The sequence below is a fragment of the Haladaptatus pallidirubidus genome, from assembly GCF_020700235.1.
Lineage (GTDB): Archaea > Halobacteriota > Halobacteria > Halobacteriales > Haladaptataceae > Haladaptatus > Haladaptatus pallidirubidus.
Genome location: NZ_CP085301.1, coordinates 2,045,595 through 2,071,376, shown reverse-complemented (window position 1 = coordinate 2,071,376; position 25,782 = coordinate 2,045,595). Strand labels below are relative to the sequence as shown.

Sequence of the window (25,782 nt, the reverse complement as noted above, 5' to 3'; positions counted from 1 at the left end):
TTTTCTGCGCTACTTTTCGTCCGCTGCGATCACAAGCGGCCACGGGTTTTCAACGTGTTCGACGAGCGTCCCGAGGAACCGTGCGGCGTCCGCGCCATCTACGATACGGTGGTCGAATGAGAGCGAAAAAGAGATACGCTTACGGACGGTGACATCGTCGTCATCGGTCGGAACCACTTCGCGTTTGATGGTGTTGACGCCGAGAATGGCAATCTGTGGCGGATTAATGACCGGGTCGAAGCGCTCCACGCCAAGGACACCAAGGTTCGAAACGGTTATAGTTCCACCCGTAAGGTCGTCCATCGTGTACTCACCGGAGAGCGCCCGGTCGGTCACTTCCCTGCGCTTTGCCGCGAGGTCGGAAACCGAGAGCGAATCCACGTCCGGGATGACGGGTGCGATGAGTCCGGCGTCAATGTCGACGGCAACGCAGATGTTGTGCTCTTTATGTAACCGATGAACGTCGTTCTCGAAGGTGGCATTGAACTCCGGATGGGCGTCGAGCGTCGCCGATAGTGCCGTCAACAGGATATCGGTTACAGACACGTCAGGAGAAAGTGCCTCGTCTGCGGCCGTCGCGGCGGCAAGGATTTCCTCTGCATCAGCCGACCGATGTTCAGTGACGTGGACCGCTTCGCGATTACTCTGTCCGAGACGCTCCGCGATGGTACTTCGCATCCCCGTCAATGGTCGTTCTTCTTCCCGCGTTCCGGGTACCGTCTCGCTTTCGTCACTCGTCATCCCCTCGGCTGCTATCCGAACGTCGGTTTCCGTAAGACGGTCATCGATTTCCGCTCCGACGGATTCGACATCGATGCCCAACTCACGCGCGAGTCGGCGAGCGCTTGGCGTAGCGAACACCCGTTCCGTGGGGATCTCGGTTTCGTCGGTGACTGCGGTAGTAGTCGCTTCCTCATCCGTCGATTTGGTTTTCGCCGCTTCGTCATCCATCGACTCCGCTACAGCCTCCACGTCGCCTTCAGTCACAGCTCCCTGCGGCCCAGTTCCCTCGACCGAATGGAGCACCACGTCCAACTCCGCTGCCCGACGTTTCGCTCGTGGTGTCGCCTTCACGTCGTCAGTCGGGTCAGCCGGTTCATCCTTGGCGGCTGCCTCGACGTCGCTTTCGGCGATGGCACCCTGTGGACCAGTGCCGTCGATGACCGTGAGGTCCACGTCGAGTTCCTCGGCCCGTCGCTTCGCTCGTGGCGTTGCCTTGATCTCGCTCACCGATGCAGTTGAACCGTCGGTAGCAGCCTGTGGGTCGCCCTCCTGTATGGCACTCGAACCCCCGGCATCGGCGGACGTCTCGGATAAGGATTCCGCAGATTCACCCTCAACTTTCGCGATCAAACCGTCAATATCCGCATCCGGTGCGGCGACGATGCCGAGCGGTGCCCCTGGGTCGGTCACGCCGCCCTCCTCGACGAAAACCCGTCGAAGCACGCCATCCTCGCGGGCGTCGATTTCGGCCGTCGTCTTCTCCGATTCGATTTCGGCAACAACGGCACCCTCTTCCACCGCATCGCCTTCGGAAACGGTCCAGACGTTGAGTGTCCCGGAGTCCATTTCCAGTCCCAATTTGGGCATCTTGACAATATATCCCATGACATAGAAAGACAGTCTCGGTTGTATTAAATCTCCACCGCCAGTTCAGGAACGTGTTTTCGGCTGATCGAAGCGGAGTGGTCGCGGGAGTTCGAACGAAATATTGAACGAGTGAGAACGGCAGTCACCGAGTTCAGTACCGACGAACTCATGCACGAAAAAGATCTTGTTTGCCATACCTGCTACACTCTCGGCGCATATCGTGGCCCGTCGCTCTACCTCTACACCGAAGTCGGCGACGCGATTCGTAATCGTGAACACCTTGAGCATGTGCTCGCTGCTGACGAGCAGACGTGGATCATCCCGACGGATGTTCACTACTAGAAAAACATCCTTTTGTTCGTTCGCACCACTCACCGGCCCTAAATCGAGGTTGCAAGTTCACTCAATACCATGTCGCTGCAGGACGCTATTCTCTTGCCTGGACGCCCTCTAGCGGAGAGCTTTGGCAGGTGCTTTCATGCCTTGGCCCTCGGCGCGATCTGGACCATGGAACCGGTCCGCCACCTTCAGGGTGACGAAGTAATCTGACGAAGTAATCCAGGCCGACCGCGCGGAGAGCGCGGCGGTGAACCGGTCGGCGAGGCGCGCGCCTCGAGGAGCGTCCGCCGCGGTACAACCTTCCTTAGTTCCATTGTTAGTCTCCTTTCTCCGGGGACCGTCTCATCCCTGCTCGGACAATGACGATCCCCACGAACAGGGCTATCGCGCCGATGACCGTCCACTGCATCGATCTTCCAGTGATCGGTTCGCAGTCTGCGACGCACAAAATTGGGCCTATCTGGATGATTCCGAGGCCTTGAACTAACCATAACATTCCGAGAAGCGCCACGATGGCGCCGAGGATTGTCAATACAGTTGTTTTCGTGTTCATGTTTCAGTACGACTCCTGTTATATATCCTCACTTGAGGATTCCAACACAGACGAAGAGACATGCTCTCTCCTATCGATTCGGCTGTCAGTCTCGGTACGGCTCACTGGCGTGGCAGTTCCGCGCACGAAGGGTCTGGACGGGCTAACACCGATACTTAGCGTTTCGATCTCGTTGAGAGCGAAGGGACCTGCTGCGATCCAGTCGTCTGTTCGTCGGTTGAGGTGGCAACCGTTGTCGATCCGTTTCCAGAGTGGTGTCACCCCATCCTGGACGTAGCCACGCCAACCGTCCGACCGAACGTGTTCGAGAAAGCGGAATACGCCATCCGACTTCACGACGCGATGGACTTCCTCGAGGGCCCGAGAAGGATCTTCTACCGTACAGAACACCGCGGAGGCGATGACCACGTCGAACGTATCGTCCGCATAGGGCAGGGATTCAGCCCGTCCTGATCGCAGCTGTATGTCCAGATCGTGCGTGCTGGCTGTTTGCTTCGCCTGCTCCCGCCTGTTGGGATCCGGTTCGATTGCATGCAGGTGGAGCGCTGGCTCGCGCTGGACTGCTGTTTGCAGGTACGGGATCATTGCACCGCTCCCCGCACCGAGATCCAGTACCACCCCTTCGAGATCGCGTGCGAGATACCGCCGATGCTCGGCAAGGTCAAAGCGCTCGGAGAGCGCGGCGACGATCGTCTGGCCGAGAGTTGGTGATTTCGTTTCAGTTCGGTTCGTGTTGTTTCTTTCAGCGTTTCTGCTCGGCATGCGTTGGTGATATGGACGATCCACCGAAGCATGCGAATAGCGCCGTACATCTGAGGCGGGTTTAAATACGCATACCGCATACTCTTTCTTTGATGCACCACCGTCCGCGACAGACGCAGTACATTCAACTCGGTACTAGACTGAGTGACCGAATACAGTTGTCCTAGGCACTATAGACACAGAGAACGAATCGATAGTATGAGATATATTACGTTCGTCATTCCTCGGATCGACGATGAACGCTGTTCTAACGGTGAGTACGCTACTGATCCAGCGGTGGAAGGTGAAGCGATTCACTACATCAACCTCTTGGATGACGGAACCGGCGTAGCACTCTATCAACTCCGTGGTGACCTCGAACAGAGTACGGAAGTACTAGAGGCGGATCCAGAGGTGCTGTCTGTCGAGCGTTCCGAGGCATCGGAAGGGCTCGTCTACCTCCACTTTCGAGCAAATGCCCTCATGACCGACCTCCTTAGTATATTCCGACGGTACGAGATCGTCGTGGACTGGCCGATGGAATACACCGATCAGGGTGGGCTTCGGGTAACCATGATTGGAGAGGACGAGAAGATCCGAGAGGTGATCACGGAAATTCCCGACGGGATTCAGATTACGCTCGAAGGGATCGGCGAGTACCACCCGGATATGCGCCAGCTCGCGTCCCTGCTGACGGATCGCCAGCAAGAACTGTTAGAACTAGCGATCGATGAAGGCTATTACGAGATACCGCGGCGCGCGACCCTCAGCGACCTTGCAGATCGAGTGAATATCTCTGCGGGGACGATCGGTGAGCACTTGCGGAAAATCGAAACGAAAGTCATCATGGAATTCGTGTGATAGCAGCAGTGTTCAACGAGACGGTCGTCTCAACTCGTAACCCACGATGCGACTGAAAATAGGCGGGGAGATCGGTTATCATCACGTCGTCAAGGAGGCTGATTTTAGTGAGAAAAGAATATCGCCTTTTCAGATCGACCAATACCCGCAGATCGAACAGATCTGTAGTCACCGGAGCGCTCGGAAGAACTCCCGCAGGTCATCGACGAGCAACTCGGGAACTTCTATGGCGGCAAAGTGGCCGCCACGATCGAACTCCGACCAGTGCACGATGTTGTTGGTCTGTTCGGCATAGCGTCGGATGGCGACGTCCTCGGCGAAGACTGCGACACCAGTAGGAACATCGGAGGGCTGGGGCCACTGGTCAGAGTGGGCATCCTCATAATAGAGACGGGCAGAAGAGCCGGCAGTGGCGGTGAGCCAATAGAGCATCACATTGGTAAGTAGCCGGTCGCGGTCGACCGCGTCTTCGGGGCGCTCGGTGCCATGGGTCCACTCCTGGAACTTTTCCACGATCCAAGCCAGGTGGCCCACTGGCGAATCAGTTAACCCGTAGGCCAAGGTTTGTGGCCGAGTGGATTGGATCTGTGCGTACCCGAACTGCTCGTTCATAAAGTGTTCAATTCTGTTCACACGGTCTTTCTCTCTGTCGGAGAGTTCGTCTAGTTCGGTGTCATCAAGCGGTGGGAATGGCATGAACCCAACGGTGGCGGCATTGACGTGGATTCCAACGACATGATTGGGAGCAACCCGTCCAAGGTCCGGGGAAACTCCGGCACCGACATCTCCGCCTTGAGCGCCGTACCGATCGTAGCCAAGTCGATCCATGAGTTCAGCAAAGGCAGCTGCGATGCGCTGTTGGGTCCATCCCGTCTCGTGGGTCGGCCCAGAAAACCCGAACCCAGGGATCGAGGGAACCACCACGTGGAAGGCATCGGCGGGGTCACCACTGTGCGCTTCCGGGTTGGTGAGGGGTCTAATGATATCCAGGAACTCCACGATCGAGCCAGGCCAGCCATGGGTGAGGATCAGCGGCATGGCATCGGGTTCTTCCGAACGGACGTGCAGGAAGTGGATGGTTTGTCCGTCGATGGTAGTGGTGAATTGGGGGAAGTCGTTGAGTGCCGTTTCGTGTTTGCGCCAATCGTAGTCCGTTTGCCAATACTCGGCTAACTCTTTCAGGTAGTCGAGGGGGACACCGTAATCCCATCCAACACCAGGAAGTTCATCGGGCCAGCGGGTACGAGCGAGTCGTTCGGACAGGTCGTCAAGTTCGTCCTGGTCGATTTCAATAGTGAATGGTTGAATGTCGGTGTGACTCATCAGTAGTGCTCCATGGTTCGCAGCTAGGTGACGCTGTATATCGTCTTAACCGTGCTGTCACCAGTCAACTCAACCAGTAAACGAATCAGATGTTTCGTCGGAACTGCTTCACCACTTCTCGAGTGAACCCAAATTTTGGGGGGCGATACGGTTATGGCTGACTCTAGCTTGAGGGGTGTATGATTGCTCGGATCTGGCACGGAAGAACACCGACAGAGAAGGCGGAGGAATATCTGGAATTTTTGAACCAGCGAGCAATTCCGGACTACGAGGCTATCAGCGGCAATCGGGGCTCGTATGTTCTTCGACGCCTCGAAGATGACGAGGCGCACTTTCTCACCCTTACTTTCTGGGAGTCAAAAGCTGCAGTCGAACGATTTGCTGGCTCAGATATTGAAACAGCAAAATATTATCCGGAAGATGAAAGCTTTCTCTTGGAATTCGAACCGGCAGTGAAGCACTACGAAGTGTTTCCCACAGAAGAGTAGAACCCCGTGCCACTCTCCTGATTGGTTTATCAGTAGGATCATCAACGAAGTCAAATGTTACTGGTGAGGTTTGCTCGCTATGTGGATTCCAGCGACGAATTCCGTGACTATCCGGTTTTCAGCCCGTTGCAACAATTTACTCGGTGACGACTTGTCGATGTCAAACGTCTCTGCACCTGGATTCTCCCGAGGAATTTTCTTTGAAGGAGTAGAGAAACCGGTTACGCTAGTCGCGTTGTGCGACTTACCGACGGAGACCAGTAGGGCTATCATTGTTGCTAGCATACTGCATCTGGTGCGTTCGCCACCAGAGTAACAGCACGAAACGATCGTGAATTGAAGCGCCGCGAAAACGCACCGAGGGAATCACTCTGGTTGGTCTCCGGGGGAATACGTATGGTACAATCGAGAAATACAACCAGTTTGCGGAAACGGCTCGAAAATGACGAAATTACGCTTGGGATGGCCGAAGACGCGTACTCTCCGACACTTATCGAACTGTACGGCGGTCTCGGACTCGATTTCGTCTGGATCGATTTCGAACACGCTGGCCCGAGTCCATGGGATGCAACGGCAGTGGAACAGTTACTCCGTGCGAGTGAGCTTACGGGGACGGAGCTGTTGGTTCGGGTACCGGTTACAGAGCCGGCGCTTGTCCGGAAAGCACTGGACGCTGGCGTAAGGAACGTGTTCCTCTCACACGTCGATACGGCGGACGAAGTCCGGGACATCGTACGCGCGGCGTACTTCCACTACGACGGTGAGCCAGGCGAACGTGGTCTCGCGATTCCACGAGCGAGCCGGTGGGGTCTGGATGACGACTACGCCGCTACCGAAGACGAAGACGTACTTATCGGGGTGACGATAGAGTCTCTCGAAGCAGTCGAGAATATCGACTCAATTCTGGATGTTCCTAGCCTCGGCTTCGTCTTCATCGGGCCGTTCGACCTTTCAGTCGCAGTTGGCCACCCCGGTGAACTTGACCATCCGGATGTGCAGGACGCTATCGAAACCGTTCGCTCGCGTAGTGTCGAGCGGGGCGTCCCCGTAGGAGGACTCGGCTTCGGAATGAGTGATGTCAACGAAAAGGCAAATAATGGATATCAGATGTTGAATATCGGCACGACAACCATCGCGATTCAAGAAATAGTTGCGGAGTGGCTGGATGAGTACGAACGGAGCTGAGTTCACAGACCCGGCCTATATTTTCTCGATAGCCAGTAGTTTCGATAGTTGATTCCGCTGTGGGTTCCATTGGGCGTTTACTCGAACTCCCCCCCCGAAGTGCTCTACCGGATCGCGTCTGCACGTCGTTCGTCGCTTCGATTGCGGGAAACGGTTCTACAAGCTGGTTCATGTTGCCAAAATCGCAATCATATTTTCGTAGTGGGTGTGCTAAACGGGGATGCCTGCATCGGCGAGCGCTTTCCTGTACGCGTAACGTTTTGTTTGAAGCGAGGATGATCGAAGGTTCGTCCCGTTGATAGTGTCGGAAAGATGGTAATTTCAGAACCAAACCATTCCCCGAGTCGTCGAGAAGTAATTGTCAGCATTTATCTCGTAAGAGGTTGTTTCCGACTCGTCGGTGGAACCGCAAATTGGTTACAAAAATCGTGTGTGCTATTACTTGTAATTGAACACAACACCAGTGGTGAATACAAAATCCGTTTATGTTCTCTATGAAATTCGTGGATAACTTATTTATAATCGTTTCACATGGTATGCCGTATGACGGCTGGGCCACCGATCGACCAACTTCACTACGAGGATGCACCGAACGTCGATACCGTCCCCGGACCGAACACGCGGGAATTACTGGAAAAACAACGCGAAATCGATAGCAGTGCTGTCGCCTACCCCGAGGACATCCCGATTGCGTTCGAAGCGGGTAAGGGTGCGACGGTTCGCGACGCCGACGGAAACACGTACATCGACATGTTTGCCGGTATCGGCGTACTGAACGTCGGGCACGCGAATCCGTACGTTCTCGACGCGGTGCACGAACAGGCGGATAAACTCGTTCACACCGTCGACTTTCCGACCGAGGCGCGTCTCGAACTCATCGAAAAACTCGACGAGATTGCCCCCGGACAACTTCGCGGAAACAATCGGGTTGTCTTCGGCGGGCCGACCGGTAGCGACGCCATCGAGGCGGCGATAAAGCTCGCCAAGTACAACACGGGCGGCGACGGTCTCATCGCCTTCCGCGGTGCGTACCACGGCGCGACCAGCGGTGCGATGAGCCTCACCGGAAACAAGGGCTTCAAGGGCCACTACACGCCGCTCCTCTCGGACGTCGTCCACGCTCCCTATCCCCATCCCTTTGGGCAGGACAAGACGCCGGAGGAAGCTGTCGATCGCGCGCTCGAAGAGGTTCGAGCGATTCTCGAAGACCCGTACGGCGGGCTGGCGAACCCGGCGGGTATCTTTGTCGAACCGATTCAGGGCGAGGGCGGCGTTATCACGCCGCCCGAGGGCTTCCTTGCGGGGCTGCGAGAAATCGCCGACGACAACGACGTGCTCCTCGTCTTCGACGAGATACAGAGTGGGCTCGGTCGCTCCGGCCAATGGTGGGCGAGCGAGTGGTACGACGTCACTCCGGACGCGATGACGACGGCCAAGGCGCTCGGCGGCGTCGGCTTCCCGCTCTCGGCGACGATGTACCACGAAGATCTCGACACGTGGGGGCCGGGCGACCACGCAGGAACGTACCGCGGGCACGTCGTGGCGATGCGTGCAGGCACGCGAGCCATCGAATACATTCAAGACCACGACCTGCTCGCTCACGGACGTGAACTCGGTACGTCCATCCGAAACCGCCTGCGCGACGTCGCGATGGAAACGGATAGAATCGGCGAGGTTCGAGGAAAAGGGCTGTTCATCGGTGCCGAGTTCGTTGACGCAGAGGGGAGCCCGGACAAAGAGACTGTCAAAGCCATCCAACGGTACTGTTACGAACGCGGCGTCCTCGTCTGGAAAGCCGGGCGACACGGGAACGTATTGCGACTCCTCCCGCCGCTCGTTCTCACCGAGGAGCTGGCCGAGACGGCGATGGACGTCATTGTCGAGGCCATCCAGCAGGTGACCGCCGAACAGCAGACCGCCTGAACCGCATTCCGACTTACCATACTGACCACCATACCCAAAATCGACTATGAGTAATACCAACCGAATCGTGACAGACGAAGCACCGCGCAACGACAATCCGTATTCGCAAGGCGTTCGCGCCGGAGACACGCTGTACGTCTCTGGTTACGGTCCCGTCGACCCCGAAACTGGCGACGACGTTGAGGGCGACATCCACGCCCAGACCGACCAAGTGCTGGACAACGTCGCCGCCGTCGTCGACGAAGCGGGGGGCGACGGACTCGACGACGTCGTCAAAGTGACCGTCTACCTGACGGAACTGGACGACTACGACGCGGTTAACGACGCCTACGGCGCACGATTCCCCGGCGACCCGCCTGCGAGAGTTTGTGTTGAGGTCGCGCGGCTACCAGGGGACGTGCGCGTCGAGATGGACGCGGTGGCGTACCTCGGCTGATCAGTGGCGACAATCAGTCGTTGAGTTCCTCTACTCGCTGGTCTCGCTGCTCCGTCGCTGCGTTGACCTTCTCGATGAACTCGCTCATCTGTTCTTTCATGTCTGAACGCATGGATGTCGCGGAGAAATCGTCGGATTCGGCGAGAAGGCGGACAAACGCGCGGAGTTCCTCGTCGGTAACTTCCTCGAAGTCACCGAATTCGAGTTTGTCGATGACCTCGTCCACGTCGATTCGTCCGACGGGATCGACGTTGAAGTCCACGGTTACCATGCGGTAGTCCGACCCGGCCAACTCCTGTTCTGCCTTGTTGACCCCCTGTGCGAGCATGTCCTTGAACGGTGTGTAGTAGCCCATCGTCCCGAGGTGAAGGAACGCGAGCATATCGGTGATTCCCTGCGTGTAGGCGTCTCGCGCGTCGTCGTCGGGATTGAAGACGGTTTCTCGGTCGCGGCCTTCGAGATGCTCGAAGAGAATCGTAAAGTCGAGGATGGCGTTGCGGAGGCGTCGGCGGATTCGATTTCGTTTCTGTTTCTTCGAGTGTTCGGTGTAGTCGGATTTCCGTCCGATTAGGTACTCCCTATCGCTCGGCGTGAGGATACCTCGGTCCCTGTCGGCGGAGTAGGCGAGTTCATTCGGGGAGTCAATTTCGTCGGCCTGATCACTCATATACAGATTTTGTGTATGGCCGTGATTAAGGGTTGCGGAGTTCCAAAATCGACCATCGTTCGAGCAGAAAACCACGATTGACCGACGCGCTGAATCGGCGTCGTCAACCGTGCGAGAGATACAAACGGATTTCGACAATCGTTTACGGTCGATTCAGAACGACTGCGCTAACTTCCTGAGATAAGTTTTCGTACTGCCCGATAGATAGTTTACCGACGAAGATGTAATTTATGCATACTGTAATAGAGGATCACAGGTAATGTCCGACACCAATTCTGTAAACGTAAATCGTATCCGCTGGTTTCAATAATCGTAACGTTTATCACGATATTTCACGACTGACTTGACGTACGTCATCAAACCGCACGGTTTGTGAGGAATCTTCCATGAACAATACCATACGAAATCGGCTCGGACGGAGCGTGATACCATCGGAAGAACGACTCGGAGTCCGGCTGAGGAGCATCTCGGTCGACCGCACCCTGAAACGGTCGGCAGTTCACGACCCCGAGCGAGGTGATCGCACGTGAGTAGTTCGGACGACTTGGGCGCGGTCGGTCGCTTCCGCGAGGAACTCGACCCGTTCATTTTCCTTTTCGGCGCTGGCCTGACGGTCGGTTTGATTGTCCTGTACTTCATCAGCCCGACCACGGTTCAGGACGGAATCGGCATCGCCAACAGCATAATGAATCAGTATCTCAACTGGGCGCTGCTGCTCATCGTCTTCCTCATCGTCATCTTCCTGCTGTTCCTGATCATCGGGCCGTGGGGAAAGATCAAGTTCGGCGACGAACCGCCGGAGTACAGTTTCCTCTCCTTCTTCGCAATGTTATACTCGGCAGGGTTCGCCGCCGGCGTCGTCTTCTGGGGTCCGACGGAGGCGTTGTTCTACTACGACAACCCCTCGCCCCTGTTCGACGTTCAGGCGCGGTCGGCCGAGGCGATGACCATCGCAGTTCAGCAGACGCTCTTCCACTGGGCGCTCCCGCAACTGGCCGTCTTCACCATCATGGGCATCGCCATTGGTTACTTCGCGTACAACTACGACGACGTCCCGCTCAGGGTCTCCTCGGCGCTCACGCCGGTTCTCGGCAAGGACAACCTTGACGGTCCGCTCGCGAAGATCATCGACGTCATCGCTGTGTTCGCGACCATCGGGGGCGTGGCGACGTCGCTCGGGTTCATTGGGAGCCAGTTCATCTCCGGACTCAACTTCCAGTGGGGTATCAACCTCGGCGACCTCGGCGTTATCGTCGTCGTAACGGTGATGACGCTGCTGTTCACCGTCTCGATGGTACTTGGGGTCGATCGCGGTATCCGCCGACTCTCGAACTTCAACATGGTGCTGTTTATACTCCTGCTGCTCACGACGTTCATCGTCGGCCCGTCGGTATTCCTTATGCTGCTTGGGACGCAGGCGCTCGGCGGGATGATCACTGACTTCGTCTCGATGAGCCTCTTTACCGGGGCGGGTGTCGACGGTGGAACGGAGTGGGCCAACAGTTGGACGGTGTTCTACTGGGCGTGGGCGCTCTCGTGGTCGCCGTTCGCCGGACTGTTCATCGCGCGCATCTCGAAGGGTCGGACCGTCCGCGAAGTCGCGTTCACCGGAATCGTCGCGACCTCGGCGGCGACCATTCCGTGGTTCACCGTCGTCGGCGGCTCCGCGGTCTGGGCCCAGCACAACGGTATCGCCGACTTCAGCCAGGTGCTGGCCGACGCCCCGCCCGGCGCGGAGGCCTCCGGCTTCATCCTCTTCGGCGCGTTCCCCTTCGGGACGGTGTTCATGCTGGCATTCATGTTGCTCGTGACGACGTTTTTCATCACGTCGGCGGACTCCTCGACGCTCGCGGTATCGATGATGACCACCGGCGGGAAGGCCCATCCGTCGAACATCAACCGGGTCTTCTGGGGCGTCGTCCTGGGGATGACCGCCGCCATCCTCATGACGATCGGCGGGGGGGCCATCGACACGCTCCAGCAGGCGGCCATCATCACGGGTACCCCGTTCGCCTTTGTCTGCTTCACCGCGATGCTCGGACTCATCAAGGAGTTCAGCTCGGAGTACGGCCGCGTGTTGCTCCAGGATCAGACTAAACTCATCGGTTCGTCCGACGCGACGGATCAACCGGAATCCCCCAAACAACCTCCGACTGCCGACGACTGACCACCCGCCGGTTTGTCCGGCGGCTGCCTACTCTCGCGGAATCGACAACAAGTTTTAATAACGGTATATACGAACTTTGTGTATGGATAGGGACACGGCAAACCCCGACGTGGGCGCGTTTCCCGGGGAAAATGCGCAAGAATGGATTGATTTTCATCACGAACACGCGGCACCGAGCGAGTTTTCACACGAGTTCGTCTGGGACGTGACAGGCGACGCGGACGGTCCGTTCGTCTCCGACGTGGACGGGAACGTCCTCCTCGATTTCACCTGTCACATCGGTGCGGCGCCGCTCGGATACAACAACGAGAAACTGCTCTCCAAACTGCGCGAATTTTCGCTGGTCGAACCGATGAAAATCGCCGGGCAGGACATGTACTTCGGCTCCGGGGAATCCCCGAAAACAGCCGATTTTCCGGCGTCGAGCCACCTCGTCGAGAAGCTCGTCGATGTCTCCGACCAGTACGGAATGGACACCGTCTTCCTCTCGAATTCGGGCGCCGAGGCGATGGAAAATGCGATGAAGATTACCCACGACCGTAACCCGACTGCCAAGTACTCCTACACCTTCGACGGGAGTTTTCACGGCCGAACGCTCGGCACTCTTTCCGTCACTCGTTCGAACGAAGTGTACACGCGCCACTACCCCGAAATAGCCGGCGTTCGCACGGTTCCGTTCTGCGACGACCGCGACGGCACCGCCGAAACCTGCGACTGCGGATTTTTTACGGGAGACGGTTCGCAACTCCGGAGCGCGCTCCAACCCGAGGGCGGCCACGTCAACCCCGAGGAGGTTGCGTTCGTCGTCATAGAGCCGATTCAAGGCGTTGGAGGTTATCGATTTCCGAGCACCGAGTTCATGGCCGAAGTGGGCGACGTCTGCGAGACGTACGACATTCCACTCGTCGTAGACGAAATCCAGTCCGGCGTGGGTCGAACCGGCGAGATGTGGGCGGCGGACCACTATCCCATCGAACCCGACGTCATCGCCAGCGCGAAAGCCCTCCGCGTCGGCGCGACCATCTCTCGCTCGGACGTCTTCCCGTCGGAGAAAAATCGCCTGGGCTCGACGTTCGGCGGCGGCGACCTCCTCTCGTCGATGCAGGGCGTGTTCACGCTGGAAGCCATCGAGGAACACGACTTACTCGCCAACGCGACCGAACGCGGTCGGCAAGCCAAAGAACTGCTCCGAGACGGCGCGTCCCCGAAAGTGGACGACGTGCGCGGAAAGGGGCTAATGCTCGCCGTGGAATTCGATACGGCGGAGCGGCGCGATGCGGTCGTTCAGGAGGCGCTGAAACGCGGGATGCTCACCCTCGGTTGCGGCGAGAAAACCATCCGTCTGCTCCCGCCGCTGGACTCGACCGAGCGCGAAATCGAACTCGGCATCTCCATTCTGAACGATGCTATCGACGCGGCGTGAACGCCCTTCGACGAGTTTTGACCGCGAAAACCGAATTCGAAGACGATTCAATCGAGGGTGTCATCTTCGACCGCGATTCCGTCTTGCCCGTCCAGGGCGTCCATCACGTCCGAAATATGCTCGGGCCCGCTACCCGCCACGCCGACGGTGACGGGCGTCCGATTCGGGTCGTCTGCGGCGGTTCGTCGCGCGCGCTCCAACACGTCGAGTTCCGCGCCGTGACGCTCGACCGTCGCCGTAAGGGAATCGAGACCGGTCGGCCAGTCGGCGACGCCGAGGCGCGCCTCGGCGTACCGCCCGAGCTCCATCCGCCCGGTTCGCGTGAGTTCGGCGTGCTCCGCGAGGTTCACGTTCCCCCCGGAGACGACGACGGCGACGTGTTCGCCTTCCGCATCCACCGCGCCGGAGAGCAGCGCCGCGAGCGGCGCTGCGCCCGCGGTCTCCGCGACGCTCTTTGCGCGTTCGGCGAGGAGCGTCACGGCGACGCTCATCTCCCGGTCGCTGACGCTGACCACGTCGTCCACGCGCTCGCTGACCACGGCGAAGGTCTTCTCCAACAGGCGCGCATCGGCGATGCCCTCCGCGACGGTGTCCACGTCCGGTAGCTCGTGGATTTCACCGCGTTCGAGCGATGGCTTGGCGTGGAATGCCCCCTCGGGTTGGACGCCGACAACGCGGATGTCCGGGTCGTGAGCCTTGAGTACGGTCGCGATACCGGAAATCAGCCCACCGCCGCCGATGGAGACGAGAACGGTATCCAGTTCGGGATACTGTTTGAGCAGTTCGATGCCGACGGTTCCCTGTCCCGCGATAATCTCCTCGTCGTCGAACGGGTGAACGAACGACAGTCCCTTCTCGTCGGCGAGGTCGAGGGCGTACTCGTAGGAGCGCTCGTAAGTGTCGCCCTCGACGACGACCTCGGCACCGTAGCCGCGAGTCGCTTCTCGCTTCGCCGAGGGGGTCACCTCAGGAACGACGACGGTCGTTTCGATGTCGAGCAACTGCCCCGCGAGGGCGACCCCCTGTGCGTGGTTGCCCGCGCTCGACGCGACGACGCCGCGCTCCACCGACGAAAGTTGGGACATCGCGTTGTACGCGCCGCGGATTTTGAACGAGCCGGTTCGCTGCATGTTCTCCAGTTTGAGTCCCACCGACGCCGCCCCGCTCCGTTCCGCGAACGTCGTCGAGCGGTCGAGCGGCGTTCGGTGCACCACCCCTTCAAGTCGGGTTTGGGCGTCTTCCACGTTGGCGAGCGCGACGACCTCCTCCGCGGTCGGCACCCCGTCGTTCGGTCGCTCGGAACTCATGGGTCGTCCGCCGCGACGGCGAGTATCGACTTCCGTAGAACCTCGACGCCGATACCGAGGCTTCGTTCGTCCACGTCGAATGTCGGGGTGTGGTGGCTCGTCGGGTGGTCGGTGCCGACGATGAGGTACGTCGCCAAACCGCCCCCTTCCTGCACTCGCTCCATCAGGAACGTCGCGTCTTCGCTGGCTCCGAAATCAGCCGCCGGGACGACCGAGTTCACGCCGTGGGTATCGTGGGCCGCGTCCGCGACGATTTCGGCGAGTTCGGCGTCGCTGTCGGCGCGCGGCGATTCGCTCACGACGTCAATATCTACGTCGCAGCCGTGCATCTCGGCGGCCGATTCGAGCGTTCTCGTGAGGCGGGATTTCATGTACTCCTTCAGCTCGGTCGTCTCGCCGCGCGCCTCCGCCGCGACGTGCGCGCGCTCGGCGATGACGTTGCTCGCGGTGCCCGCTTCCGCCCTCCCGAGGTTCACGCGGGTCATCCCCTCCGAGTGGCGCGGGATGGCGTAAGCGTTCTGGATTGCGGTTCCGAGCGCTTGCATCGCGTTATCTCCCTCTTCGGGCGCTTTGCCCGCGTGTGCGGACGTTCCTTCGAACGTCACATCGACGTGGCACATGGCGAGCGGTCGCTCGATACCGGCGACGACCTTGCCCGTCGGGTGGTCGAGACCGACGTGGACGGCGAAGAGGTAGTCGAGGTCGTCGGCGAACCTGCTCTCGGCCATCGGATGACCGCCGCCCGACACCTCCTCGGCGGGTTGGAAGAAGACGACGAGTTCCCCCTCGAAATCGCTCTCCTCAATGGCTTCGAGGACAGCGAGACCCCACGTCATGTGGGTGTCGTGCCCGCAGGCGTGCATCGTCCCGTCCCCCTCCGACCGGAATCCTTCCGCCGCGGGCGCGTGGTCGTCCGCCGTCGATTCCTCGATGAACAGGGCGTCGATATCGACTCGGAGACCAACCGTCGGCCCGGAGCCCTTGTCGAGGGCGGCGACGACACCCGTGTTTCCGCCCGCCATTGTATCGAGGAGGTCGGGGTCGGCACCGCGTTCGAGCGCTCGTTCGTACCACTGCTCGATTTCGTCGTCTTCGGGGACGGCCATCCGGTCGTCGCTGTCGTATGCCTCGGTTCCGACGGCGAGTTCGTCGACGCCGATTTCGCGTAGCTCTTCGACGAGTCGGTGGGTCGTGTGGAACTCGCACCACGCGGGCTCCGGATACCGGTGGAACTCGCGCCGAACGTCAGAGAGGCGGTCTCGTATCGACTCGGACATGTGTAGTACTGACACGCTCCGACTACTTAATTGTAAACACTTTTCGTTGACATCGACTACACAAAAGGACTAAGGTGGGCTGTCACAATGATTCGATTATCGATTCGCGTCGGGTGACGCGATGGTGAAAGAATGAGTGCAAACCCGGATATTGTCGTCCTCCGCGAGGGGACGGAAGGACTTTCGATGGAATCGTACGCCGAGGAGTTGCGCGAACGCCTTCCCGACCGGACGGTCGCGCTCGCTCGAACTCCGAAACAGGAGCGCGAACTCGTCGCCGACGCGCGAGTCGTCACCGGCATCACGGTCGAGGAAGACTTGCTCGACCGCGCCGAGCGCCTCGAACTGTTCGCGTGCACCTTCGCCGGAACCGACCACGTCCCGATGGACGCCGTCGCGGAACGCGGCGTCGCCGTGACGAACGCCGGCGGAATCCACGCCCCCGGCATTGCCGAGCAGGCCATCGGCAACGTGCTCGTCTTCGCGCGCCGCCTCCACGAGGGGTGGCGACGCAAACAACGCGCCGAGTGGAGACATTTCCAGTCTGGCGAACTCACCGACAGCACCGTCACGGTCATCGGGCTCGGCTCCATCGGGAAGGCGGTCGTCCAGCGTCTCCAGGGGTTCGACGTGGAGACCATCGGTGTTCGTTACTCGCCGGAGAAAGGCGGCCCGACGGGCGAAGTCGTCGGGTTCGAGGAGGACGCCGTCCACGAGGCTTTCTCGCGGAGCGAGTACGTCGTCGTCGCCTGTCCGCTCACCGAGACGACGCGCGGCCTCGTCGGGGAATCGGAATTCGCGACGCTACCGCCGGACGCCGTCCTCGTCAACGCCGCACGGGGGGGCATCGTCGATACGGACGCTCTCGTCTCCGCGCTCCGGTCGAACAAGATTCGCGGGGCGGCGCTCGACGTGACCGACCCCGAACCGCTTCCGGCCGACCATCCGCTCTGGAATCTCGAAAACTGTCTCATCACGCCCCACACCGGCGGACACACGCCGCGCCACTGGGAGCGGCTCGCCGACATCGTCGCGAAAAACGTCGAACGGCTCGACGCCGGGGAATCGTTGGAAAATCGAGTGCTCGCACCGGATTCCGCGTAACGAGACGATGGCATCGCAAGACCCCAGACCGTCCCGCCAACGCGCGGACGTAGACGCCGACACCGACTCGACCGTCGAACCAGCAAACGACTCGCGGGCCGATTACGACTACGTCGGCGGCGACGTCGCGCGCTCCGCCCTCGTGGCAGACCTCACCGACCGCATCGATGGTGAGGTTCGATTCGATGAGTACTCTCGACAGTTGTACGCCACCGACGCCAGCGCCTACGAGGTGACGCCCGTCGGCGTCGTCCTCCCGCAATCGACCGCGGATGTCGCCGCGGTCGTCGAGTACTGCGCCGAGCGCGGGATTCCGGTTCTTCCTCGGGGCGGCGGAACGAGCCTTGCCGGACAGGCGGTCAACGAGGCAGTCGTCCTCGATTTTACCGTCGCCATGGACGACGTCGTCGATATCGACGCCGACGAACGACGGGTGCGAGCGCAAGCCGGAACCGTCCTCGCGGAGTTAAACGGGGCGGTCTCCAGGCACGGGCTGAAGTTCGCGCCCGACCCCGCCGCCGGAAATCGGAGCACGCTCGGCGGCGCAATCGGCAACAACTCGACCGGCGCGCATTCGTTGAAATATGGCAAGACAGACGCCTACGTGGAGGAAATCGAAGTCGTCCTGTCGGACGGAACCGTGACGACGTTTGGCGAGCTGACCATCAACGAACTCCGGAACCGCGCCGACCCCGAAGGCGACCGCGAAGCGCAGATATACGACGCGGTTCGCCGCGTCATCGACGAGGAGTCGGACGCGGTTCGCGACGCCTATCCCCAACTCAAACGCAACGTCTCGGGATACAATCTCGACCGATTGATAGCAGAATCGCGCGGTGCGCGTCGCGCCTCGAACGACGTGAACAGCGAAGCCGTGAGCGAGGAAGGCGTAATCAACCTCGCTCGGCTCTTCGCCGGGAGTGAAGGGACGCTCGGCGTCATCACGGAGGCGACCGTTTCACTCGAATCGATTCCGGAAACGAAGTCCGTCGCCCTACTCGCGTACCGCGACCTTCTCGACGCGATGGTCGACGTGGACGCCATCGTGCGCAACCACGACCCGGCGGCCGTCGAGGCCATCGACGATGTACTGCTCGACCTCGCGCGGGAGACCGAAGAGTTCGCCGAGGTCGCCGCGCGTCTTCCGGACGGCACCGAGACGGCACTGCTGGTCGAATTCTACGCCGATTCGGACGACGAACGACGCGAGAAAGTCGCCGACCTCGTCGCCGACCGCGTCGGCGATGAACCCTCGACAAACGAGGCATCTGTCGAGGATTCGGTCGCTGACACAGCCGCCGATCGATCGGGTGCGTTCGCCGCTTTGGAAGCGTACGAGGACGCCGAGCGCGCACAACTGTGGAAACTCAGAAAGAGCGGGATGCCCATCCTGCTCTCCCGAACGTCCGACGCGAAGCACATCTCGTTCATCGAGGACACCGCGGTTCCGACCGAGCACCTCGGCGACTACGTCGCCGACTTCCAGCGCGTGCTCGAAGAGAACGATACCTTCGCCAGCTTTTACGCTCACGCTGGCCCCGGTTGCATGCACATGCGCCCGCTCGTGGACACGAAGAGTACGGCGGGGGTGAATCAGATGGAAGCCATCGCGGACGGCGTGACCGACCTCGTGGTCGAGTACGGCGGGAGCGTCTCGGGCGAACACGGCGACGGACGCGCAAGAACCCAGTGGAACCGAAAATTGTACGGCGAGCGCGTCTGGGAGGTGTTCCGCGACCTCAAATCCGCCTTCGACCCCGATTGGCTCCTCAACCCCGGACAGGTCTGCGGCGACGTGGATATGACCGAAAACCTCAGATTCTCGCCCGACTACGAGTTCGACTCGGGATTCGACCCGACCCTCAATTGGCAGAACGAGAACGGTTTTCAGGGGATGGTCGAACTCTGTCACGGCTGTGGCGGTTGTCGCGGCGGGCAGGAGACGACCGGCGGCGTGATGTGCCCGACCTACCGGGCCGCCGAAGAGGAGAGCCTCAGCACCCGGGGACGAGCCAATATGCTCCGCCAAGCCATGAGCGGCGAGTTTTCGAAAGACGAGCAGTTCGACGCGGAGTTCATGCGCGAGGTGATGGATCTCTGTATCGGCTGTAAGGGCTGCGCCCGCGACTGCCCCAGCGAGGTCGATATGGCGAAGCTCAAGGCGGAAGTCGAACACGAACATCACCAGCGAAACGGCGCGAGCATCCGCGACCAAATCTTTGCGAACATCGACCAGCTTTCGGCGCTCGGGAGTGCCCTTGCGCCGCTCTCGAACTGGGCCACGAAACTGCCGGGGTCGCGCACCATCGCCGAGAAAGTCTTCGGAATCGCCCGCGAGCGAACGCTACCGACGTTCCATCGCGAGAGTATGGAAGACTGGTTCGAGAGCCGCGGTGGCGCACGCGTCTCCGAGCAGGATGCGACGCGTCGCGTCCTGCTCTTTCCGGACACCTACACGAACTACAACCATCCCGACGCCGGAAAAGCCGCCGTCCGAGTGCTGGAGGCCGCGGGCGTTCACGTTCGGATTCCCGGCGATGTGACTGCGACGGGCCGTCCAGCCCACTCGAAGGGCTTTCTCGACATGTCCCGGGAACGCGCCGAACACAACGTTTCGGCGCTCGCGCCTCGCGTCGCCGACGGCTGGGACGTGGTATTAGTTGAACCATCTGACGCCGTGATGTTTCAGTCGGATTACTGCGACCTGCTCTCGGGGCAATCCGTCGAGCGCGTCGCGGCAAACGCCTACGGCGTCATGGAGTATTTCGACAGGTTCGACCAGACGGACGCCATCGATTTCGACGCCCCCGACGAGTGTCTCACGTACCACGGTCATTGCCACCAGAAGGCGACGAAGAAGGACGGACACGCCGCGAACGTCCTCCGTGCGGCGGGCTACGAGGTGGACGCGCTCGACTCGGGCTGTTGTGGCATGGCCGGGTCGTTCGGCTACGAATCCGAGCACTACTCGCTGAGTCGAGCAATCGGGGATATTCTCTTCGACCAAATCAACGCCAGCGACGGAGACAAGGTGGTCGCACCCGGCGCGTCGTGTCGAACCCAAATCGGGGATGACAGGCGAACGACCACCCCCGACCATCCGGTGGAAAAGCTGGGCGAAGCGCTGTCGCGCAGAGTTGGTCGAGAAAAGGAATTCCGCTTCGTTAGGCGGTGAAGAGTTCCCGCGGGAACTCGGCCAGCACTTCGGCACCGTTCGATGTGACGCGGAAGGTCTCGCTGAGTTCGACACCGAAGTCGTCGAACCAGAGTCCCGGAATCGTGTGGAACGTCATGTTCTCTTCGAGCACCGTCTCGTCGCCGGGGCGGAGACTGGCCGTGTGTTCGCCCCAGTCCGGCGGGTAGCCGAGTCCCATCGAGTAGCCGATACGGTCCTCTTTCACGATATCGTACTTTTCGATGACGTCGCGCCACGCTCGCTCGACAGATTCGGCGGTGACGCCGGGTTCGACGTGGTCGAGCGCCGCTTCGAGTCCTTCGACGACGATTTCTGCTCGGTGCCGCATCTCCTTGGGCGGGTCGCCGACGAAAGTGGTTCGCGCCAGCGGGGAGTGATACCGGTTCCGACAACCGGAGAGTTCGATGATGACTGGATCGCCGCGCTCGAAGGGGCGGTCAGTCCACGTGAGGTGCGGCGTTCCTGTGTGGTCGCCGGACGGCATCAGCGGAACGATGGAGGGGTAGTCGCCGCCGAACTCGTCGGTTCCCCGGATGAGGCTGTCGTAGATTTCTGCCGCCACTTCGTATTCGGGAACGCCCTCGCCGACCGCGTCGAGTCCGGCCTGCATCGCGTTTTCGGAGATGCGGGCGGCCTGACGCATAAGCTCTAGCTCCTGTTTGGATTTGATGACTCGAACCCAGTTGACGAGGAGCGTCGCGTCGTCGAGCTCGGCGTCGGGGAGGTTCTTCTGAAGTCGGGTGTACGACTTCGCGGTGAAGTAGTAGGCGTCCATCTCGAGGCCGATGCGGGCGTCTTCGGCGTCGAGCTCTTCCAATATCTCGGCGAAGAAATCCATCGGGTGGAGGTCGTACGGCGATTGAACGTGGTCGTCGCTGTACGAGCGGATACTCTCCTCGGCGAGCCACGTCGTCGCGCGTGCGCCGTTCGCGTCCATCTCCCGCCCGACCCAGACCGGTTCGTCGCGGTCGTGGGTTACGATGACGGCTTGATGGACGTAGAACGACCAGCCATCGTACCCCGTGAGATAGTTCATGTTTGCAGGGTCGGAGACGACAAGCGCGTCTAGCTCCGCCTCGCGCATTCGTTCTTTCGTCCGCGCTATCCGCCGTTCATATTCGCTTCTATCGAAGACGGCTTGTGGCATGACAACGTCACTCGATAGGTTGTTCGGATATCGTTTAAGTTTTTTGTGTACGATACAAACGGATTATGTGTACTTCTTCCACTCGGACCGTCCTCGAATCGTCGGGAAGCGTCGGTATCGCATCGCGACCGTCTAGCCGGTTCACCAAGCAAACGAAGAAAGGCTGGTTCATTCCCCCGCACGTTCTAAAAATAAATATTCGTCAGCGAGCTCTCACTAATTTGTCTTCGCTAATGAATTTCCACCTTGGATAGTCAGATTTCGTCTCGGTACTGCTCTCCCACCGATAGCCGACTTTCATCCCTCGAATAATTCGCCCGCATTTCTTCGGCGGCGATTAATATTGCATAACTATTCATGGCCATCTCTTTACTGGATGGTCGTTGTATGTATGACGATGCTCGCATCCTTCTATCAGTACCAGCACGAAGAGGTCACGGACGGGAATCGGACGGCGGGAGAGTCCCAAACGGAGGATTCAGTGAACAAGGATTCGGAGGAGTACTTCGGTACGAATATCGCAGACTTCGACGTCGAAACGTGGGAGACGGTCGAATACGACGGCGATCCGATTCAGCGACGAACCGTCACTTTGGACGAGGTTGTCGCTATCTCCGTTCCAGAAGAGCCGGCTGCTGATGACGACCCGAATTTGCCCGGTCGAACGATTCAGATTCGCACGGGTGGTGGCCAGAAATTCCTCTCGCAGGCCAAGGTAATCGAAGTGCAAGATGCGTCACCCGGTGAGACCTGACGTGCGGAGAGGGCGAGAATCCGACCGTGCTCGAGCTCCGACTGGGTCTATCGCCCGATCCTGCTGAAATACCGTCGCGTGTGGGACGGGTCATCGACGTGCCGGAGAACCAAGAGCAGTTTGAGTCGTGCTTTGTGAGTCGGGAGGTCGTCGCCGTGCATCGCTCCGTGGTTCGCGAGGGTTCGGCCACCTCCGCGCGTTCCGTACACCGGTGCCGTCGAACCGGCGTAACAGCGTGACGTGACGACGACGGGGACGCCAGTCGAAATTGCTTGCTCGATTGCATCTCCCACTGCTGCGGTCGTGTTCCCCAAACCGGTTCCTTCGACAACCAGTCCATCGACTCCCGTATCGAGCGCCGCTTCTATCTGGTCGCCACCGACGCCCGCCCCGGATTTGACCATTCGAACGTCGATGTCCGATAGGTCACCACTTCCATCCAGATTAGCAGAGTAACTTCTAGGTTCTCGGTAGCACCGAACTTCGTCTCGGGTGGTCACCGCTACCGGACCCTTCTCGGGGGACTCGAAGGTGTCGAGTTTGCGCGTATGTCGCTTCGTCGCGTCGCGGGCCGCGTGCAGCTCTTCGTCGAACGCGATGTAGACGCCGCCCGTGTTTCGAATCCGCTCGTCGGTGAACACCCGAACTGCCGTGACGAGATTCGAGGGGCCATCCGGACTCACCTCGTCGGGACGCCGCTGTGCGCCGGTGACGACGACCGGCACGCCGACGTCGAGCGCCAAATCGAGATAGTACGCCGACTCCTCCATCGTGTCTGTCCCGTGAGTGACGACAATGCCGTCGGCACCCCCCTCGACGGTCTCTCGTATCGCTCGCCGGAGTTCCTCCAGCGTTGGTATATCCATGTCGAAACTGGGTCGCTGGGCGACCTCGCGCACGTCGAGGGCCGCGTAGTCGGCGAGTTGCGGGACGGCCGTAACGAGCGCTTCGCTACTTTTGCTCGGTGTCGCTCCGTCCGCACCGTCGGTGCTTGCGATGGTGCCGCCGGTTCCGAGTATCGAAATCGTCGGGCGCATAAGTTACTCATCGCTCCGTTGTTTCAATACTCCTCGCCTTTTCACACCGCAGTACGAGCTAGACCCATAGCGGGGCATACTTCTAAGAACGTTCGAACCGTTATCTCCTCGACAATGAGTGATATTGACGTCGCAATCGGCATCGACGCTGACTGTGTGGCGGGGTGGCTCGGATCGTACGGCGGAGAAGACTCGCCCGCAGACCTCTCTCGAGGCATCTCGGCGGGGAAGGAAGGCATTCCTCGACTAGTCCAACTCTTCGAGGACGAAAACGTCGATACGTCGTGGTACATCCCCGGCCACACGATAGAAACGTTCCGCGACGAAGTCGAGGCCGTCGCGGCAGACGGACACGAAATCGGCGTTCACGGCTACTCCCACGAAAATCCGACGGATCTCGCCCGCGAACAGGAGGACGCGATCATCGAAGCCTCCATCGACCTCATCGAGGACGTAACGGGAGAGAAACCCGCCGGTCACCGCGCCAGTTGGTGGGAGTACAGCGAGAACACGCCCGACCTCGTGGAAAAGCACGATTTCCTCTACGACAGCAGTCTGATGGAAACGCAGTTCGAACCAACATGGATGCGGAAGGGCGATTCGTGGAAGAAGATCGAGTACGACAATTCCCCCGAGACGTGGATGGAACCCTACCAGTACGGGGAGGAAACGGACGTCGTCGAAATCCCCATCAGCTGGTATCGGGACGACATTCCGCCGATGCTGTTCGTCAAACAGCCGAACTACCACACGGGATACAAAGACCCCGCGATGATGTACGAACAGTACTACAAACGGCAGTTCGATTTCCTGTACAATCGGCGCGAGGCGGGAGTGTACACGCTGACGATCCACCCCGACCTCCACGGGCTTCCACACATGATACCGCACCTCGAGGAGTTCATCCAGTACGTAAAGGAACACGAAAACGTCGAAATTACGACGCTCGAAGATATCGCGCGGAAGTTCAAAGACGACCCGTCGGTGTACGAAAGCAAAGGTGAGTACGTCTAACCGAGTGTGCGAAACTCGTTGGAACGGTGGTCGCTATCGGCCGAGAATTGGCTCCTTCAGTGCGACGACTTCGGCCATAATCGCCTCGACATTGTCGTCCCCGACGCCGTTCTCTCGGAGCGCGGTTTCGAGATACCGCCCGACGGCGTCGAAGTGGTCTTCGTCGATATCGAGATGCGCGTGCGCTTCGCGCATGTTGTCTCCAGCATACTCGGTCGGACCACCGGCGACCGCACTGATGAACTGGACTTGATGGGTGTACAGTTCGTTCATGTCCATTCCATCGAAGTACGGCCGGAGTTGTTCGTCCGCCAACACCCGGTCGTAAAAATCATCGATGACCGCTTCGACCGCGTCTTGTCCGCCGATTTCCCGATAAATTGTTTGTGCCATTGCGTCGTTTCACTGTCGGCGTCGCGTCGGGATACGGACTGTTACTAGTATATCTGGGCTTATTTAAGTTAATGTGGCATGATAACAATTCACTCGATAAGTCGGTGTTTTCGAGAGCGTTCCTCGACGGAGCGAACGACAGGCGTTCTCCTCAATCCGCCAGTATCTGTTCCAACAGTTTCGTCTGAGCGACCGAGAGGTGTTCGACGAACGTGGCTACAGAGATTCCCAACTCGTCGGCAACTGCTTCGGAATTCGACTCCTTCGGCGACTCGAAATAGCCCATCTCGTGGGCGGTTCGGAGCACATCGTACTGTCGTTCTGTGAACGCACTCCGGTCTACGAACAACAACGACCGCGTATCGTCGAGGGAATCGGATCGCGTGAGGCGGCGAACCGTAACGCCAGCGCAACACGATTGCAGGTCCGAAACGACTTCTCGAAGCGTTTCGAGGTTCGGTGCAATGAAGGAGAAAACGAGTTGTCCGGCATCGACACGAAGGTCACGAATGGGACACCCGTGTTTCGGAACGCGCGCACACGGGCAGTCGCCGTTCGCGTGACTGTACCGGTACACCGATTTCGAATCGTCGGTGAATACTTCGTCCGCCTTCCGTAACTCCGTCTGCGCGTCACCAGCACTGTCTATTGTCAGCTCTCCGATAACCTTCGTCGTCTCCGGAGTTCCGTGTTGGCTGACCGTTACGGATTCGACCGCACATTCCTCGCTCACCAAAGATGCGGGACAGCCCTCCGCGCCGCGTACTTCGACTTGTGCGTGGACGCCAGAAGCCATACGCGAAAGAGACCCGCGCCCGAACCATAAGTCGATCCGTCTGTTCATAGAACCTCATCTC

At 59.6% G+C, this 25,782-nt stretch carries 23 protein-coding genes; 12 read left to right on the top strand and 11 right to left on the bottom strand.

Annotation, left to right across the window (positions count from 1 at the left end; translation table 11 throughout):
- Positions 1-9: 9 nt before the first annotated feature.
- Positions 10-1,608, bottom strand: a complete 1,599-nt coding sequence (locus tag LIX15_RS11240; RefSeq protein WP_227773282.1) for a dihydrolipoamide acetyltransferase family protein — start codon at positions 1,606-1,608, stop codon at positions 10-12.
- Positions 1,609-1,638: 30 nt separating this feature from the next.
- Here LIX15_RS11240 and LIX15_RS11235 point away from each other — a divergent pair, with 30 nt between their 5' ends.
- Positions 1,639-1,932 carry a DUF7995 family protein gene (locus LIX15_RS11235; RefSeq protein ID WP_497007438.1) on the top strand — a complete coding sequence of 98 codons (294 nt, stop codon included), beginning with the start codon at positions 1,639-1,641 and terminating at the stop codon, positions 1,930-1,932.
- 313 nt (positions 1,933-2,245) lie between these two features.
- Here the strand turns inward: LIX15_RS11235 and LIX15_RS11230 are convergent, their stop codons facing one another.
- Entirely contained in the window at positions 2,246-2,482 is a 237-nt protein-coding gene (locus LIX15_RS11230; RefSeq protein WP_227773280.1) for a hypothetical protein, read from the bottom strand.
- Between the two features lie 18 nt (positions 2,483-2,500).
- Positions 2,501-3,244 carry a class I SAM-dependent methyltransferase gene (locus LIX15_RS11225; RefSeq protein ID WP_227773279.1) on the bottom strand — a complete coding sequence of 248 codons (744 nt, stop codon included), beginning with the start codon at positions 3,242-3,244 and terminating at the stop codon, positions 2,501-2,503.
- A 198-nt stretch (positions 3,245-3,442) separates the two neighbouring features.
- On the opposite strand from LIX15_RS11225, the gene LIX15_RS11220 reads away from it, so the two are divergent.
- Positions 3,443-4,084 carry a helix-turn-helix domain-containing protein gene (locus LIX15_RS11220; protein WP_227773278.1) on the top strand — a complete coding sequence of 214 codons (642 nt, stop codon included), beginning with the start codon at positions 3,443-3,445 and terminating at the stop codon, positions 4,082-4,084.
- Between the two features lie 168 nt (positions 4,085-4,252).
- Here LIX15_RS11220 and LIX15_RS11215 read toward each other — a convergent pair whose 3' ends face one another.
- Positions 4,253-5,407 (bottom strand): epoxide hydrolase family protein, encoded by a 1,155-nt coding sequence (locus LIX15_RS11215; protein ID WP_227773277.1) that lies wholly within the window; start codon positions 5,405-5,407, stop codon positions 4,253-4,255.
- A 179-nt stretch (positions 5,408-5,586) separates the two neighbouring features.
- On the opposite strand from LIX15_RS11215, the gene LIX15_RS11210 reads away from it, so the two are divergent.
- The 4 genes from LIX15_RS11210 to LIX15_RS11195 all read left to right on the top strand — a co-directional run bounded on the left by LIX15_RS11210 (position 5,587) and on the right by LIX15_RS11195 (position 9,439).
- Positions 5,587-5,895: an antibiotic biosynthesis monooxygenase family protein gene (locus LIX15_RS11210; RefSeq protein ID WP_227773276.1), complete on the top strand. Its 309-nt coding sequence runs from the start codon at positions 5,587-5,589 to the stop codon at positions 5,893-5,895.
- Positions 5,896-6,291: 396 nt separating this feature from the next.
- A complete protein-coding gene (locus LIX15_RS11205) occupies positions 6,292-7,080 on the top strand; it encodes an HpcH/HpaI aldolase family protein (protein WP_227773275.1) in 789 nt (262 codons plus the stop codon).
- A 543-nt stretch (positions 7,081-7,623) separates the two neighbouring features.
- Positions 7,624-9,003, top strand: a complete 1,380-nt coding sequence (locus LIX15_RS11200) for an aspartate aminotransferase family protein (protein WP_227773274.1) — start codon at positions 7,624-7,626, stop codon at positions 9,001-9,003.
- A 46-nt stretch (positions 9,004-9,049) separates the two neighbouring features.
- Positions 9,050-9,439 carry a Rid family detoxifying hydrolase gene (locus LIX15_RS11195; RefSeq protein ID WP_227773273.1) on the top strand — a complete coding sequence of 130 codons (390 nt, stop codon included), beginning with the start codon at positions 9,050-9,052 and terminating at the stop codon, positions 9,437-9,439.
- Between the two features lie 13 nt (positions 9,440-9,452).
- Here the strand turns inward: LIX15_RS11195 and LIX15_RS11190 are convergent, their stop codons facing one another.
- Positions 9,453-10,106 (bottom strand): DUF8102 family protein, encoded by a 654-nt coding sequence (locus LIX15_RS11190; protein WP_227773272.1) that lies wholly within the window; start codon positions 10,104-10,106, stop codon positions 9,453-9,455.
- A 526-nt stretch (positions 10,107-10,632) separates the two neighbouring features.
- Here LIX15_RS11190 and LIX15_RS11185 point away from each other — a divergent pair.
- The gene (locus LIX15_RS11185; protein WP_227773271.1) at positions 10,633-12,273 is read left to right on the top strand and encodes a BCCT family transporter; all 1,641 of its coding nucleotides are present in this window, start codon (positions 10,633-10,635) and stop codon (positions 12,271-12,273) included.
- Between the two features lie 82 nt (positions 12,274-12,355).
- Positions 12,356-13,696 carry an aminotransferase class III-fold pyridoxal phosphate-dependent enzyme gene (locus LIX15_RS11180; RefSeq protein ID WP_227773270.1) on the top strand — a complete coding sequence of 447 codons (1,341 nt, stop codon included), beginning with the start codon at positions 12,356-12,358 and terminating at the stop codon, positions 13,694-13,696.
- A 47-nt stretch (positions 13,697-13,743) separates the two neighbouring features.
- Here the strand turns inward: LIX15_RS11180 and ilvA are convergent, their stop codons facing one another.
- Complete coding sequence (ilvA, locus tag LIX15_RS11175; protein ID WP_227773269.1) at positions 13,744-15,003, bottom strand: threonine ammonia-lyase; 1,260 nt, start codon at positions 15,001-15,003, stop codon at positions 13,744-13,746.
- Positions 15,000-16,280, bottom strand: a complete 1,281-nt coding sequence (locus LIX15_RS11170) for an amidohydrolase (RefSeq protein ID WP_227773268.1) — start codon at positions 16,278-16,280, stop codon at positions 15,000-15,002. Before LIX15_RS11170 ends, ilvA begins: the two co-directional genes overlap by 4 nt.
- 132 nt (positions 16,281-16,412) lie before the next feature.
- Between LIX15_RS11170 and LIX15_RS11165 the strand changes: the two genes are divergently transcribed.
- Together LIX15_RS11165 and LIX15_RS11160 are read left to right on the top strand one after the other, a co-directional pair.
- Complete coding sequence (locus LIX15_RS11165; protein ID WP_227773267.1) at positions 16,413-17,384, top strand: D-2-hydroxyacid dehydrogenase; 972 nt, start codon at positions 16,413-16,415, stop codon at positions 17,382-17,384.
- Positions 17,385-17,391: 7 nt separating this feature from the next.
- Complete coding sequence (locus LIX15_RS11160) at positions 17,392-20,559, top strand: FAD-binding and (Fe-S)-binding domain-containing protein (RefSeq protein WP_227773266.1); 3,168 nt, start codon at positions 17,392-17,394, stop codon at positions 20,557-20,559.
- On the opposite strand, the gene LIX15_RS11155 is transcribed toward LIX15_RS11160, so the two are convergent.
- On the bottom strand, positions 20,549-21,727 hold the full coding sequence (locus tag LIX15_RS11155) for a M24 family metallopeptidase (protein WP_227773265.1): 1,179 nt from the start codon (positions 21,725-21,727) through the stop codon (positions 20,549-20,551). The two genes, LIX15_RS11160 and LIX15_RS11155, sit on opposite strands and share 11 nt — an antisense overlap.
- A gap of 397 nt (positions 21,728-22,124) precedes the next feature.
- Between LIX15_RS11155 and LIX15_RS11150 the strand changes: the two genes are divergently transcribed.
- Complete coding sequence (locus LIX15_RS11150; RefSeq protein WP_345411547.1) at positions 22,125-22,481, top strand: hypothetical protein; 357 nt, start codon at positions 22,125-22,127, stop codon at positions 22,479-22,481.
- Between the two features lie 47 nt (positions 22,482-22,528).
- Here LIX15_RS11150 and LIX15_RS11145 read toward each other — a convergent pair whose 3' ends face one another.
- Positions 22,529-23,518 carry an asparaginase gene (locus tag LIX15_RS11145; protein WP_227773263.1) on the bottom strand — a complete coding sequence of 330 codons (990 nt, stop codon included), beginning with the start codon at positions 23,516-23,518 and terminating at the stop codon, positions 22,529-22,531.
- 114 nt (positions 23,519-23,632) lie between these two features.
- Here LIX15_RS11145 and LIX15_RS11140 point away from each other — a divergent pair, with 114 nt between their 5' ends.
- Positions 23,633-24,532, top strand: coding sequence for a polysaccharide deacetylase family protein (locus LIX15_RS11140; RefSeq protein ID WP_227773262.1), 900 nt, complete (start codon positions 23,633-23,635; stop codon positions 24,530-24,532).
- 33 nt (positions 24,533-24,565) lie between these two features.
- Here the strand turns inward: LIX15_RS11140 and LIX15_RS11135 are convergent, their stop codons facing one another.
- On the bottom strand, positions 24,566-24,925 hold the full coding sequence (locus LIX15_RS11135; protein ID WP_227773261.1) for a group I truncated hemoglobin: 360 nt from the start codon (positions 24,923-24,925) through the stop codon (positions 24,566-24,568).
- Between the two features lie 151 nt (positions 24,926-25,076).
- On the bottom strand, positions 25,077-25,721 hold the full coding sequence (locus tag LIX15_RS11130) for a helix-turn-helix domain-containing protein (protein WP_227773260.1): 645 nt from the start codon (positions 25,719-25,721) through the stop codon (positions 25,077-25,079).
- Between the last annotated feature and the right edge of the window lie 61 nt (positions 25,722-25,782).